The organism is Actinoplanes sp. NPDC026623, from assembly GCF_040638275.1.
Lineage (GTDB): Bacteria > Actinomycetota > Actinomycetes > Mycobacteriales > Micromonosporaceae > Actinoplanes.
The window spans coordinates 57,495-71,164 of sequence record NZ_JBEZXZ010000005.1 but is presented as its reverse complement, the minus strand read 5'-3'; the positions used below and the strand labels follow the sequence as shown (position 1 = coordinate 71,164).

The 13,670-nt window shown below is 71.1% G+C and carries 10 protein-coding genes; all 10 read left to right on the top strand.

All coding sequences use genetic code 11. The features are described from left to right. The first annotated feature begins 54 nt into the window (after window positions 1-54). The 10 genes from AB0F10_RS02825 to AB0F10_RS02780 all read left to right on the top strand — a co-directional run bounded on the left by AB0F10_RS02825 (window position 55) and on the right by AB0F10_RS02780 (window position 13,666). Entirely contained in the window at window positions 55-963 is a 909-nt protein-coding gene (locus tag AB0F10_RS02825) for a sulfurtransferase (RefSeq protein WP_360620092.1), read from the top strand. Window positions 964-974: 11 nt separating this feature from the next. After that, complete coding sequence (locus tag AB0F10_RS02820; RefSeq protein WP_360620091.1) at window positions 975-1,508, top strand: VanZ family protein; 534 nt, start codon at window positions 975-977, stop codon at window positions 1,506-1,508. Window positions 1,509-1,546: 38 nt separating this feature from the next. Beyond that, window positions 1,547-3,307, top strand: coding sequence for an HSP90 family protein (locus AB0F10_RS02815; protein ID WP_360620090.1), 1,761 nt, complete (start codon window positions 1,547-1,549; stop codon window positions 3,305-3,307). Beyond that, entirely contained in the window at window positions 3,304-6,162 is a 2,859-nt protein-coding gene (locus AB0F10_RS02810) for a tetratricopeptide repeat protein (RefSeq protein ID WP_360620089.1), read from the top strand. The genes AB0F10_RS02815 and AB0F10_RS02810 overlap by 4 nt, the downstream gene beginning before the upstream one ends. Window positions 6,163-6,214: 52 nt before the next feature. Next, the gene (locus AB0F10_RS02805) at window positions 6,215-6,817 is read left to right on the top strand and encodes a helix-turn-helix domain-containing protein (protein WP_360620088.1); all 603 of its coding nucleotides are present in this window, start codon (window positions 6,215-6,217) and stop codon (window positions 6,815-6,817) included. A 162-nt stretch (window positions 6,818-6,979) separates the two neighbouring features. After that, a complete protein-coding gene (locus AB0F10_RS02800) occupies window positions 6,980-8,338 on the top strand; it encodes a biotin carboxylase N-terminal domain-containing protein (RefSeq protein ID WP_360620087.1) in 1,359 nt (452 codons plus the stop codon). Window positions 8,339-8,344: 6 nt separating this feature from the next. Continuing rightward, window positions 8,345-9,226 (top strand): hydroxymethylglutaryl-CoA lyase, encoded by an 882-nt coding sequence (locus AB0F10_RS02795; protein WP_360620086.1) that lies wholly within the window; start codon window positions 8,345-8,347, stop codon window positions 9,224-9,226. Between the two features lie 174 nt (window positions 9,227-9,400). Continuing rightward, window positions 9,401-10,489, top strand: a complete 1,089-nt coding sequence (locus AB0F10_RS02790; RefSeq protein WP_360620085.1) for a hypothetical protein — start codon at window positions 9,401-9,403, stop codon at window positions 10,487-10,489. A 283-nt stretch (window positions 10,490-10,772) separates the two neighbouring features. Continuing rightward, on the top strand, window positions 10,773-11,924 hold the full coding sequence (locus tag AB0F10_RS02785; protein ID WP_360620084.1) for a chaplin family protein: 1,152 nt from the start codon (window positions 10,773-10,775) through the stop codon (window positions 11,922-11,924). A gap of 215 nt (window positions 11,925-12,139) precedes the next feature. Further along, on the top strand, window positions 12,140-13,666 hold the full coding sequence (locus AB0F10_RS02780; protein ID WP_360620083.1) for an acyl-CoA carboxylase subunit beta: 1,527 nt from the start codon (window positions 12,140-12,142) through the stop codon (window positions 13,664-13,666). Window positions 13,667-13,670: the final 4 nt, after the last annotated feature.

Genomic DNA, 13,670 nt, shown 5'->3' with positions numbered 1-13,670 from the left:
AGCGCGCCGGCGAACGCCCGGGCCGGCCACGGTCGACGCGATAGCGTGAGTGGCATGTCAGTCGAGAACGACCCGGCGCCGTCGCTGCAGGCGTACGCCCACCCCGACAAGCTGGTCACCACCGAGTGGCTCGCCGCTCATCTCGACACCCCCGGCCTGGTGGTCGTCGAGTCGGACGAGGACGTGCTGCTGTACGAGAGCGGCCACCTGCCCGGCGCGGTGAAGGTCGACTGGCATCTCGAGCTGAACGACCAACTCGTCCGCGACTATCTCGACCCTGCCGCCTTCGCCGCCCTGTGCGAGCGCAAGGGCATCGGCCGCGACGACACGATCGTTTTCTACGGCGACAATTTCAACTGGTGGGCGGCGTACGCCCTGTGGGTCTTCAGTCTTTTCGGGCATCACGACGTCCGGCTGCTCGACGGCGGCCGGCAGAAGTGGGTCGCCGAGGGTCGCGCGCTGACCCGTGACCGCACCGAGCGCCCGGCGGCGAGCTATCCGGTGCCGGTGCGTGAGGACGGCCAGATCCGCGCCTTCCGCGACCAGGTCGGCGGCCACGTGGCGAGCGGCCGGCCGCTGGTCGACGTGCGCTCGCCCCAGGAATACACCGGCGAGCTGACGCACATGGCGGCCTATCCGCAGGAGGGTGCGCTGCGCGGCGGGCACATCCCCGGCGCGGTCAGCAAGCCGTGGAAGTCGGCGGCCAACGAGGACGGCACGTTCAAGTCGGCCGACGAGCTCACCAAGATCTACCGGGACGACCTGGGGCTGGACATCGGCGACGACGTCATCGCGTACTGCCGGATCGGCGAGCGGTCCAGCCACACCTGGTTCGTGCTGCAGCATCTGCTCGGATTCCCGCAGGTCCGCAACTACGACGGCTCCTGGACGGAGTGGGGAAACCTGGTGCGGGCGCCCATCGTCAAGGGCGCGGAGCCCGGCGCGCTGGCGGACGCCCCCTAGATTCGCCAGGCATGGGGGCGGCCTGGCGGGACCACGGGACCACGATCATCTGGGCGATGCTGCTGGTGCCGGCGGGTGGCGTCGTCGCGTACCTCTGGCGGAGCCGGACCCGGAGCCCGCGCGAGGCCCTCGCCGAGGTCGGCTTCTTCGTGCTGACCCTGCCGTTCCTCGGCATGCTCTTCACGCCGCAGCCCGCGCCGAGGTCGATCGACCTCGTCCCGCTGCACGACCTGCCCTCGTGGTTCTCCGGTGACCCGGGCACGGCGCTCGCCCAGATCGTCGGCAACCTGCTGGTCCTCGCCGGCCTCGGCCTGCTGCCGATGCGCTTCGCCGCCCTCGCCTCCCTGCCCCGCATCCTCGGGCTGGCCCTCGCGTCGGCCGTACTGATCGAGACCCTGCAATGGGTGCTGGCGATCGGCCGGGTGTCCAGCATCGACGATGTGCTCGTCAACACCGTCGGCGCGGTGCTCGTCGCCGCCCTTCTCCGGCGCTGGTGGGCGGCGGAGGAATCCGCTCCAAAACGTCGGAGCCTGCCTGTAGCCTGAGCGACCACAAGCGCCGACGGGGAGGGCGAGAACCACACGTGAGCAACACTTTCCAGGTTGATCTCCGGGGGATCGTCGACCTGCTCAGCCATCACCTCTACGCCAGCCCGCGGGTCTACGTCCGCGAGCTGCTGCAGAACGCCGTCGATGCGATCACCGCCGTCCGCCACGACGAGCCGGGCGCCTCCGGGCGGGTCGGCATCGAGTCCAGCGACGCGACCGGCGACGGCAGCCTGCGCATCGCCGACGACGGCATCGGCCTCACCGAGGCGCAGGTGCACGAGCTGCTCGCCACCATCGGCCGCAGCTCCAAGCGCGACGAGCTCGGCTTCGCCCGCCACGAGTTCCTCGGCCAGTTCGGCATCGGCCTGCTCTCCTGCTTCCTGGTCGCCGACGAGATCCGGGTGCACACCCGCCGGGCCGGCTCCCCGCCCGTGCTGTGGACCGGCTACGCCGACGGCCGCTACGACGTCCGGCCCGGGCCCGAGCGCGAGCCCGGCACCACCGTCACCCTGCTGCCGCGCCGCGGCGCCGAGATGTATCTGGTCGGCGCGACCGTCACCCAGCTCGCCACCCTCTACGGCTCGCTGCTGCCGGTCGAGGTCACCGTCGACGGGGCCACCGTCACCGTCGGCGAGGTGCCCTGGGCGGCGGGCCGCCGCGCCTCGATCGCCTACGCGGAGCGCACCCTGGGCTTCACCCCGTTCGACGTGATCGAGCTGGACGTGCCCGAGGCCGGCCTCACCGGTGCCGCGTTCGTGCTCCCCACGCCGGTCAACCCCGCGACCCGCGGCGGCCACCGCGTCTACCTCAAGCGCATGCTGCTCGCCGAGGCCGTCGAGGGCCTGCTGCCGGAGTGGGCCTTCTTCGCCCGCTGCATCGTCGACAGCACCGAGCTGCGGCCGACCGCCAGCCGCGAGGCGCTCTATGACGACAGCCTGCTCGAGGCCACCCGGGAGGCCATCGCGGATCAGCTGCGCGGCTGGCTGGTGCGGCTCTCGTCGTCCGACCCGCGGCGGCTGGCCGAGTTCCTGCGCATCCACCACCTCGGGGTCAAGGCGCTGGCGCTGCACGACGACGAGATGCTGCGCCTGGTCGAGCAGTGGTGGCCGATGGAGACCAACGCCGGCCAGACCACCCTCGCCGAGTTCCGGGCCCGGCACGGCCTCCTTCGCTACGCGGCCACGACCGACGAGTTCCGCCAGCTCGCGGCGGTCGCCGCGGCACAGGACGTCGGGCTGATCAACGGCGGCTACACCTACGACGCGGAGATCATCGAGCGGCTGTCGCAGCTGGACCGGGAGATAAAGGTCGAGCGGCTGGAGCCGACCGACCTGGCGACCCGGTTCGAGTCCCTGGACCAGGCAGTCGAGCTGCGGCTGCGCCCGTTCCTGTCGGCCGCGCAGCGGCGGCTCGACCGGCTCGGCTGCGAGGTCGTCGTGCGCACCTTCGAGCCGGCGAACCTGCCGGCGCTCTACCTGGTCAGCCGGGCGGCGCACCTCCACGAGGAGTTCACCGCCACCCGCGCGAAGGCCGACGACCTGTGGGGCGGCGTGCTCGACGCGCTCGCCGACACCGAGGCGCCCGAGCGGCCCCAGCTGGTGCTCAACCACCGCAACCCGCTCGTGCGCCGGGTGACCGCGCTCGGCGATCCCGACCTGACCGCCCTCGCCGTCGAGGCGCTCTACGGCCAGGCCCTGCTGCTCGGCTACCACCCGATCCGGCCCGCCGACGCGGCGCTGCTCAACACGTCGTTCCTCGGCCTGCTGGGCCGGGCCGTCCCCGGGGAGGACCGGTGAGCAGGTCGATCGAGGAGCTGTGGGCGCTGCTCCGGGAGGCGCACCGGATGCCCTACGGCGCCGCGCAGATCTCCCTGATCGAGCAGGTCATCCGGCACGCCGACGCCTTGGACGAGCGTGAGCTCGGCTACGAGGCGCGCATCCTCGCCACCACCGCCTACACCTATGGCGGAGAGGTGGCCAAGTCGTTCGTGACCTTCTCCTGGTGCCTGAGCGACTTCGATCGCGACCCCGCGCCGTTCCACGCGCGCAGCCGGCACACCCTGCACTGGCACTTCAAATACATGGTGTCGGCGCTGACGAAGTTCCCCGAGGTGCCGCTCGCCCGGACCTACGCGGTGCTCGACGACATGGAGCGCCGCTACCGCGAGGGCGGCCACAGCCTGCAGGCCGTGCACAAGCACCGCTACGTGGTGGCCCGGCACGTGGGCCTCGAGGCCAAGGCCGACGCGCTCTACGAGCGGTGGAACACCACGCCGCGCGACGACCTCTCCGACTGCGCGGGCTGCGACCCGTCGTCGCAGGTCACCTATCTGTCCAGCCGGGGGCGGGACGAGGAGGCGGTCGCGCTCGCCGAGCCGGTGCTGGCGGGCCGGCTCACCTGCAACGAGCAGCCGCAGACGATCCTTCGTGGACTGATGGTGCCCTACCTTCGCACCGGCCGGCTGGAGCAGGCCGCGGACGCGCACCGCCGCTCCTATCGGCTGATGCGCGGCAACCTCGCCGACCTGTGGGACATCGGGGACCACGTCGCGTTCTGCGCGCGTACCGGCAACGAGCACCGTGGGCTGGAGATTCTGCAGCGGCACATCGACTGGCTGGAGCGGGCGCCGTCGCCGGCGGCGGGCATGAATTTCGCCGCGTCGTCGGCGCTGCTGCTGCGCCGTCTCATCCTGCTCGGCCACGGCGACACGATCGTGCACCGCCGGGACAAGGGCGACATCCCCGCCGCGGCGCTGGCCGAGGAGCTCGCGGAGCACGCGACCGGCCTGGCGCTGCGCTTCGACGCGCGCAACGGCACGACGACACAGAGCCTGCAGATCGCGGAGGAGATCTCCGCCGAGCCCTACGACGTGGTGCTGCCGCTTTCGCCGTCGACCCGGCGCGGCCCGGCGCCGAAGCCGCGGCCCGAGCCGAAGGCGACGCTCGTCGAGGTGCCGGACGAGGCCGGCGCCGATGACCTGCTCGACCTGGCCGAGGAGCACGAGAACGAGGATCGCGACGATGCCGCGGACGCGGTTCTCGCGATCTACGACGCCCGCTACGGCCGGGCGCAGGAGAGCCCCGCGCCGGCGAAGCGCGACGCGGCGCAGGCGATGCGCGAGGCGCGGCGGGCCATGCTGCTGGGCGGCCAGCGGTGGCGGGCCGACGATCACGAGGGCACGGCCGACGCCTGGAGCCGGGCGATCGACCTGTTCACCGAGGCCGGCAGCGACATCGACGCCTCGGTCGCGAGGGGCCGGCTCGGCGTCGCGCTCGCCCTGGCGGGCCGGATCGACGAGGGCCGGGCCCTGGTCGAGCCGGACGCCGCCTACCAGCAGATTCACGGTGACGCCCGCAAGCGCGCGGCCGCCTGGTCCCGGCTGTCGCTGGTCGACCTGGTGCAGGACCGCCCCGCGGAGGCCAACGCGGCGCACGACAGGGCGGAGCAGGCCGCCGCCGAGACCGGCGACGCCCGGCTGGCGGCCTTCTATCTGGCGCGGCGCGCCTCGAACCGGGCTGCGGCCGGCCGCAACGAGGAGGCCCTGGCCGCGGCGACCGAGGCCCGGGCCTACTTCCTTGAGCACGGCCCGGCGGCGCGGCTGGCCGACGCCTCGGTCCTGTTCGGCCAGCTCACCGGCGATCCCGAGACGGCGCTCGCGGCGTTCGACGAGGTGCTGGCGGCGGTCGATCCGGGGAGTGCGCTGACGGCGCGGCTCGGCCGCGGCCGGGCGCTGGTCCAGCTCGAACGGGCCGCCGAGGCCGTCGATGACCTGGTCGAGGCCGTCGCGCTCTGCACCGAGCAGGAGCTCGACGAGGGCGGCGCCTTCGTCCGGCAGGAACTGGCCGACGCCTACCGGCAGGCGGGCCGGATCGTCGAGGCGGCCGAGGTCGGCGAGGAGGCCCTGGCCGCGTTCGAGCGGCTCGGGCACGACGAGGCCGCCGACAACACCCGCTTCCTACTGGCCGGTCTCTATCGTGAGCTCGGCGACAGCGTCGGGTCGCTGGCGCTCTACGAGACGCTGGTCGAGCGGCTCGGCGACAATCCGGCCGGCCGCGGTCAGATCCGCGAGAACGGCGGTGACCTGCTCTTCCGGCTGGACCGCGACGCCGCGGCGGCAGAGTGGTTCGGCGCCGGCGCGGAGGACCTGCGCGTCGCCGGCGATCCGGTCGGCGAGCTGCGGCTGCTGCGCCGCCGGCTGATGGCGCTGCACTGGGCCGACGACGTCGAGGCGGCGGAGGAGACCTTCGAGCTGGCCGAGCGCCGGCACGCCGGCCTGCCCGCCGACGCCGGCGAGCAGCCGGACGCGGTGTGGGAGCGGGCCATGCTCGGGTTCGAGATGAGCCGGCTGCTGCTGGCCCGCGGCCGGGCGGTCGAGGCTGTGCTCTATGTCACGGGTGCGCCCGAGCGGCTGCGCGGCATCGGCGCCCGGGGCGAGGCCGAGCAGGTCGCGACGATGCTCGGCGAGGCGCTGCTCCACTCCGGTCGGTCGCAGGAGGCCGAGGACCTGCTCTGGCCGATCCTCGGGGAGATGGCTCAGGATGCGCCGCCGCGGCGGGTCGCCGCCCGGGTGCTGGCCGCGGCGCTGGAGGCCCGGGGCGCCGACGAGCAGGCGGCGAGGCTGCGCCGGACGGAAGGCGTGGAGGAGGAGTAATCGACTGAACGCCCGTTAAGGCTTCGGCTTGACAGCGGGTTAGAGTTGCCAGGTGACGGTAGATCAGCAGCAGCGTCCCGGCCCGCCGGCCCCCCGCCGGCGCTCGCGCCGGGACGAGATCCTCGAGATCGCGGTCGGCCTTTTCGCCGCCCGGGGATATCACGGCGTTTCGATGGACGACATCGGCTCCGCCGCCGGCGTGACCGGCCCGGCTCTGTATCACCACTTCGCCGGCAAAGAGGCCATGTTGGTGGCCGCGCTCATTCCCGTCAGCGAGGGCCTGCTGCACGGCGGCAAGGAGCGGGTGAGCCGGCATCCCGAGAGCGCGCATGCCGCCCTCACCGACCTGATCGAGTTCCATGTCGAGTTCGCGCTGGCGAACCCGGCCGTGATCGCCCTGCACCTGCACGAGCTGGACCGGCTGCCGGAGGAACCCCGCCGGCAGATCCGCCGCCTGCAGCGCCTCTACGTCGAGGAGTGGGTGGGCGTGCTGGCGACGCTGCGCCCCGAGCTGGAGGCGGGCGAGGCGCGAGTGCTGGCACATTCGGCGTTCGGCCTGATGAACTCGACACCGTTCCTCGGGGGCGAGGTGGACCGGCGCCGCCGCGCGGTCCTGCTGCGCGAGGCCACGGCGCACGCCCTCATCGGCCGGTAGCCGCCGGGTCTCGACCCGGCCCGGAACGGCAGCGAGATCTCCGAGACGGATCCGCTTCCGCCTACCGGCATGCGCCCGCAACAGCAAGGCAACCGGCCGCCGTGCCGACCGGGAAGTACAAAGGCCGGGAAGTGCGAGGCCGGGAAGTACAAGGGGAGAGAAATGATCGAGTCGCTGCTCATCGCCAACCGGGGTGAGATCGCCCGCCGGATCATCCGCACCGCCAAGCGGCTGGGGATCCGGTCGATCGCGGTCCACTCCGAGGCGGACGAGGGCATGCCGTTCGTCACCGAGGCGGACGAGGCGGTCTGCGTGGGCCCGGCCAACCCGGCCCTGAGCTACCGCAACACCGAGGCGATCCTGGCCGCCGCGAAGTCGACAGGGGCGCAGGCCATCCACCCCGGCTACGGCTTCCTCAGCGAGAACGCCGACTTCGCCCGTACCGTCGAGGCCAACGGCCTGGTGTGGGTCGGTCCGTCCGCCGACGCGATCACCGCGATGGGCGACAAGATCAATGCTCGGAACCTGATGGCAGCGGCCGGCGTTCCGGTCGCGCCCGGCACCCACGACCCGGCGGCGACCGTCGAGGCCGCGATCGAGGCGGCCGTCACCATCGGCTACCCGGTGATGGTCAAGGCCGCCGCGGGCGGTGGCGGCATGGGCATGGCCGTGGCGAACGACGAGGACGGCCTGCGCGCCGAGTACGACAAGGTCCGCGCGTTCGCCGAGCGCATGTTCGGCGACGGCTCGGTGCTGATCGAGCGCTACTTTCCCCGGGTACGCCACGTCGAGGTGCAGATCCTCGGCCTCGCCGACGGCCGCGTGATCGCCCTGAGCGAGCGCGAGTGCTCGGTGCAGCGCCGCAACCAGAAGCTGGTCGAGGAGGCGCCCTCGCCCGCGGTGAGCCCGGAGCTGCGCGAGCGGTTCCTGGCCGCGGCCGTCAAGGCCGGCGAGGCCGTCGGCTACCGCAACGCCGGCACCGTCGAGTGCCTGCTCGACCCGGCGACCGGCGAGTTCTTCTTCCTGGAGATGAACACCCGGCTGCAGGTCGAGCACCCGATCACCGAGCTGATCCACGGCATCGACCTGGTCGAGGAGCAGCTGCGGATCGCGTCCGGCGAGGCGCCGACGTTCGACACCGCGACGGTGCACGCCACCACCGGTCACGCCATCGAGCTGCGGATCAACGCCGAGGACCCGAAGCGGTTCATGCCCGGCCCCGGCAAGGTCACGACCTGGATCGAGCCGGCCGGCGACGGCATCCGGGTCGACTCCGGCTACGGACCCGACACGACCGTCACGCCGTTCTACGACTCGCTGATGGCAAAACTGATCATTGTCGGCGCGGACCGGGCCGACGCGATCGCCAAGGCCCGCACCGCGGTCGAGGGCTTCGAGATCGTCGGGCCCAAGAACAACCTGCCGTTCTTCACCGAGTTGCTCGCCAATGCGGAGTTCCTCTCCGGCGACTACGACACCGGCATCGTCAGCCGCATGCGTGCGAAGCCCAAGAAGGGGTGATCTGACATGACGAACACCGTCTCGATTCGCGAGGTGGCCCCCCGCGACGGACTGCAGAACGAGGAGCCGATCCCGACCGACGACAAGGTCAGGTTGATCGACGCCCTCTCCGGCACCGGGGTGCGGCGGATCGAGGCGGTGTCCTTCGTGCACCCGCGGGCGATACCCCAGATGGCCGACGCGGACGAGGTCTGGGCGCGTGCCCGGCGCAACCCCGAGGTCCGTTACTCGGCGCTGATCCCCAACACCCGTGGCGCCGAGCGGGCGATCCGGGCTGGCTTCAAGGAGATCGAGGTGGTGGTGTCGGCCAGCGACACACACAACCGCCGCAATCTCAATCGCTCGACCGAGGAGTCGCTCGACGACATCACCGGCCTGATCTCGCTGATCCACACGGCCGGCGCCACGGTCGAGGTGATCGTCGCGACGAGCTTCGGCTGCCCGTTCGAGGGAGACATCGACCCCAAACGGGTGGCCTCCATCGTGGAGCGTGTCCGCGCCGACGGCGCCGATCGCATCGCCTTCGGCGACACGACGGGCATGGCGACGCCGCGCCGGGTGCGTGATCTGCTCTCGGAGGTGCGCCCGGATCTGCTGCACTTCCACAACACCAGGGGTACGGGGCTGGCGAACGTGCTGACCGCTCTGGACCTCGGTGTGACCGAGTTCGACGCGAGCGTCGGCGGCATCGGCGGCTGTCCGTACGCGCCGGGTGCCTCCGGAAACATCGCGACGGAGGAGGTCGTGCACATGCTCGAGGACATGGGCATTGACACGGGAATCGACCTGGAAGAGCTCATCAAGGTCGCCGAGCTTGCCGAAGGGCTGCTCGGGCGCACCCTGCCCTCTGGTGTTCTTCGGGCCGGACCCCGTAACCGATTGGTCTGATTCTCCTCCGCTTTCCCGATGGTTTCGGCGCCGCGCGACGCGATCATTTTTCCCGATTGTCTGCGTGACCCAGGCAGTGTCGCTTCGTTACCAATACCGAGCGGCCAATATCGCCTCGTTCATTCGAGAGATATTCGGTCGCCGGTCTGAAGTCGACGACGAGGGGCGGGACCAATGACAGGGCCGGGGGTCGAGCGCGATGCGTGCACGGCGTTCCCTCTCCTGTCCGTTCCGTCCACTGGTGTCGCCGCGCTCATGCCGCCCCACAGCCAGGGGGCGGAGCGGCGCCGCGGGCACCGCGCAGGACGCACCGGTTCCCGGTGGACCCTGCGGGCACTGGTCATCGGCGGTCTGGCCGGCGCGGCCTGGCTGCTCACCGGAGCCGTTGCGCACGCTGCGGACCGTGATCCGTCGGCCGGGGGGTTCTCCCTCGGTTCGTCGATCATCGGTACGGCGGTGCACGGCGACGACCGCAGCGAGCCGGTGGTCAACGGGATCCTCAGGGCGGCCACCAAGCCGCTGGAATCCGACTACCGGGTTCTCGGGTCCGCGGTAGCGCTCCCGAACAGGGTTGCGGACACGCTGGACAGGACCACAGGAAGCAGGACCGGCGCGGACTCCGCCCATGGCGGGGTCGACGGCGTCGTCAGGGGGTTGACCGTCCCAATTCGCCTTGCCGGTGAAGCGGTGGACACCCGCAAGCTCGCCTCGATCACCGACCTGCCTCAGGATCACCTCCTGAAGGACGTGGCAGCCGCGGTGACGCCGGTGAGGCATCACGCGAACAGGGCCGACGTCTCCGGTTCGGAGAACGACGCCCACGGCGCGGATGCCGACCTGTCCGGTGTGGACCGGACCGGAGCCGACGAAGCCGCCGGCGACCCGTTCGGCGCAGCGGCGGTCATGGGCGAGGAGATTCCGGAGGCCGAGCCTGTGCTCGACCGGCGGAGCACGGTGGGAACGACCGTCACACGGCAGCACTCGATTGCCGCCGATCGGCACCCGGTCGCCGTCACGGTGGCCGAGCCGAAGATGGTCAGCGACACACCCGGCGGTGACGGGCCCGCGCCTTTGCGGGTCGACCTCGGGACAGCGAATGGCGTTCCGGCTTCCGGGCCGGGATCTGCGACGGATGGTGGCTCGTCGGGCTTCCTTCCGGCCAAGGTCGCGGACAGCACGGTGGCCTGCCACCGGCTGCCGATCGCGACAGATGTCGAGGTCCGGCGCCATGACGCCGAGGCACCGACCGTCTCACCTGACTAGTGATGGCACCGGCCGGCGTACTACAGATCCACTGATCTCAGCGGATCCGTGCGCCCGCACCACGGGCCCGATTCCCGAACCGCCTGCGAACAGGCGGCGAATCACCTCCGCGGCCCAGGTTCATCACGTCACCGCACGAAGGCGCCACTGGTAAGGGGCGCACGTCGACAAGCGGGGTCAGGGCAGTCGAAATAACGCCAGGGCACCGCTGCGCCCGAAAGCACCGATCAATTGAATACGCGTCTCACCATTCTCTGACAATTCTGAAAGGCATCTTCTTTCCATGAAGACTTGGGTTCGTAAGACTCTCAGCGTCGGTGTCCTGGCCGCCGGTGCCCTCCTGTTCGCCCCGGGCGCTGCCCACGCCGATGTCAACTCCCAGGGCACCGTGGGCAACCTCGGCCTGATCAACGGCAGTCAGCTGATGGCGCCGGTCTCCGTCCCGGTGAACCTGACCGGCAACGCCGACTCCGTCCTGGGCATCAGCTCCGCTGCCGCCCAGAGCGCCAACAACATCGAGTCCGGCAAGGTCGAGGGCGGCCGCCACCGCCGGATCCACCGTGGTGACCAGGTTCAGCAGGTCTCGCAGGGCAACTTCGGGATCGGCAACGGGACCCAGGTGTACATGCCGATCTCGGTGCCGGTGAACATGGTCGGCAACGGCTTCTCGTTCCTGGGTATCGCCAGCGCGGCCGGCACCGGCGTCAACAACATCGAGAGCGGCCGGGAAGAGTGCGGCGGCGGCCGGGGCTGCCGCGGCGGCCACGGCACGGTGGTCGGGCAGAGCAGCGCCGGAAACGTCGGGTTCCTGAACGGCACGCAGTTCTACACGCCGATCAACATCCCGGTGAACATGTGTGGCAACTCGCTCAGCGTCCTGGGGCTGACCCAGGCGCAGGGTGCCTGCGTGAACAACATCGAGTCGGCTCGCGTGACCGAGTCGAAGTCGGCGGGCCACTCCCGGTCCGCCGCCAAGACCGAGTCGGGCATCCCGGACGTGCTCACCCAGAGCACGGGTGGCAACTTCGGGATCGGTAACGGCACCCAGATCGCGGCCCCGATCAACATCCCGGTCAACATCTGCGGCAACTCGTTCTCGCTGCTCGGCGCGAGCAGCGCCACCGCACAGTGCGCCAACAACATCGGCACCAGCGCCGATTGCAGCGTCACCGTGGTCAAGAACTGCAAGGGTCACCGTCCGGCCCACCGTCCGGGCAACCGTCCCGACAACGCCGGCGACCACGGCGGCCAGTACGCGGGCGACAACGGCAACAACGACGACAAGTACGGCGACCAGGGCCGCAAGGGCGCCAAGATGGCCGGCAAGGGCGAGTCCGGCGGCCTCGAGGGCGTCGACGGCCTCGCGCAGAGCCTGAGCAACGCGGGTGGGCTGAACGTCGCCGGCCTGAACGTCATGGACGCGCTCAACAAGTGAGCTAGTTCGCAGAGGCCCGGGTCACGCCGGTCCCGGGCGTGACCCGAGCGGCGCCACCGTGCGTCGGGCAACAAGCCGGCGCTCCTCCACAGCGCCGGTAGCACCAAACGGACGGGAGTCACCGCTTCGGCGGGGGCTCCCGTTCGGCGTGTCTGGCCCCAGCCACCGGAATGCGCTACCCTAACGATCGTTCAGGGAAGCACTAAGGGGGCCAGGTGGCATTCGACTCAGAGGCGCTCGCGCAGGCGCGCAAGCGGGCGGCGGCCGGCGGTGCCGAGCGCTACCACGCCGCGAATGCCGCGAAGGGCAAGCTCTTCGCCCGCGAGCGCATCGCGCTGCTCGTCGACGACGGCTCCTTCGTCGAGGACGGGCTCTTCGCCAACAGCCTGGCCGAGGGGCTGCCGGCCGACGGTGTGATCACCGGAAACGCCCGGATCGACGGGCGTGACGTGTGCATCATGGCGAACGACTCGACCGTCAAGGCGGGCTCCTGGGGCGCCCGCACGGTCGAGAAGATCATCCGGATCATCGAGCGGGCCTACGCCAACGGCGCGCCCATGGTCTACCTCGTGGATTCCGCGGGCGCGCGGATCACCGACCAGGTCGACCTGTTCCCGGGCCCCCGCGGCGCCGGGAAGATCTTCCACACCCAGGTCCGGGCCTCGGGCTCGATCCCGCAGGTCTGCGCCCTGTTCGGGCCGTCGGCCGCGGGCGGCGCCTACATTCCCGCGTTCTGCGACGTCGTCGCGATGGTCGAGGGCAACGCGAGCATGTATCTCGGCTCCGACCGGATGGTCGAGATGGTCACCGGGGAGAAGACGACGCTCGAGGCGATGGGCGGCGCGCGGGTGCACTGCGCGGAGTCCGGCGTCGGGCACTTCCTCTGCAAGACCGAGCGGGACGCGCTCGACGTGGTCCGCTCCTACCTGTCCTACCTGCCGTCCAACTACGCGCAGCAGCCGCCGGCCGCCGTCGCCGCCGAGCCGGCCAAGGTGGACCTCGCCGCGCTGGTGCCGGTGAGCGAGCGCCAGGCCTTCGACATGCGCCGTTACGTGAAGGGCATCGTCGACGAGGGCTCGTTCTTCGAGATCCACGCGCTCTGGGCCCGGGAGCTGACGGTCGGCTTCGCCCGGCTGAACGGCGAGGTCGTCGGCGTGGTCGGCAACAACTCGATGTTCAAGGGCGGCGTGCTCTTCGTCGACTCGGCCGACAAGGCGAGCCGCTTCGTCCAGCTCTGCGACGCGTTCAACGTTCCGCTGATCTTCCTCTCCGACGTGCCCGGCTTCATGGTCGGCAGCGCGGTGGAGAAGCAGGGCATCATCCGGCACGGCGCCAAGATGATCAGCGCGATCTCCGAGGCCACGGTGCCGAAGATCTGCGTCGTGGTCCGCAAGGCGTACGGCGCGGGCCTCTACGCGATGGCCGGCCCCGGCTTCGACCCGGAGGCGACCATCGCGCTGCCCACCGCCAAGATCGCGGTGATGGGCGCCGAGGCAGCCGTCAACGCGGTCTACGCCAACAAGATCGCGGCCCTGCCCGAGGACGAGCGGGAGGCCTTCGTGGCCGAGCGCCGCGCGGAATACGAGCGCGACATCGACATCATGCGGCTGGCCAGCGAGCTGGTGATCGACACCATCGTCGAGCCCGCCGACCTGCGCGGCGAGCTCATCGCTCGCTTCGCGGCCGCCCGCGGCAAGGATCGCAGCTTCTCCCGGCGCCGGCACGGCGTCACACCGGCATAGCAGG

Excerpts from the sequence above, each read along its gene's own strand:
- AB0F10_RS02790 (WP_360620085.1), top strand. The coding sequence starts at position 9,401 with ATGACAGGGCCGGGGGTCGAGCGCGATGCGTGCACGGCGTTCCCTCTC.
- AB0F10_RS02825 (WP_360620092.1), top strand. The coding sequence starts at position 55 with ATGTCAGTCGAGAACGACCCGGCGCCGTCGCTGCAGGCGTACGCCCAC.
- AB0F10_RS02800 (WP_360620087.1), top strand. The coding sequence starts at position 6,980 with ATGATCGAGTCGCTGCTCATCGCCAACCGGGGTGAGATCGCCCGCCGG.
- AB0F10_RS02785 (WP_360620084.1), top strand. The coding sequence starts at position 10,773 with ATGAAGACTTGGGTTCGTAAGACTCTCAGCGTCGGTGTCCTGGCCGCC.
- AB0F10_RS02820 (WP_360620091.1), top strand. The coding sequence starts at position 975 with ATGGGGGCGGCCTGGCGGGACCACGGGACCACGATCATCTGGGCGATG.
- AB0F10_RS02795 (WP_360620086.1), top strand. The coding sequence starts at position 8,345 with ATGACGAACACCGTCTCGATTCGCGAGGTGGCCCCCCGCGACGGACTG.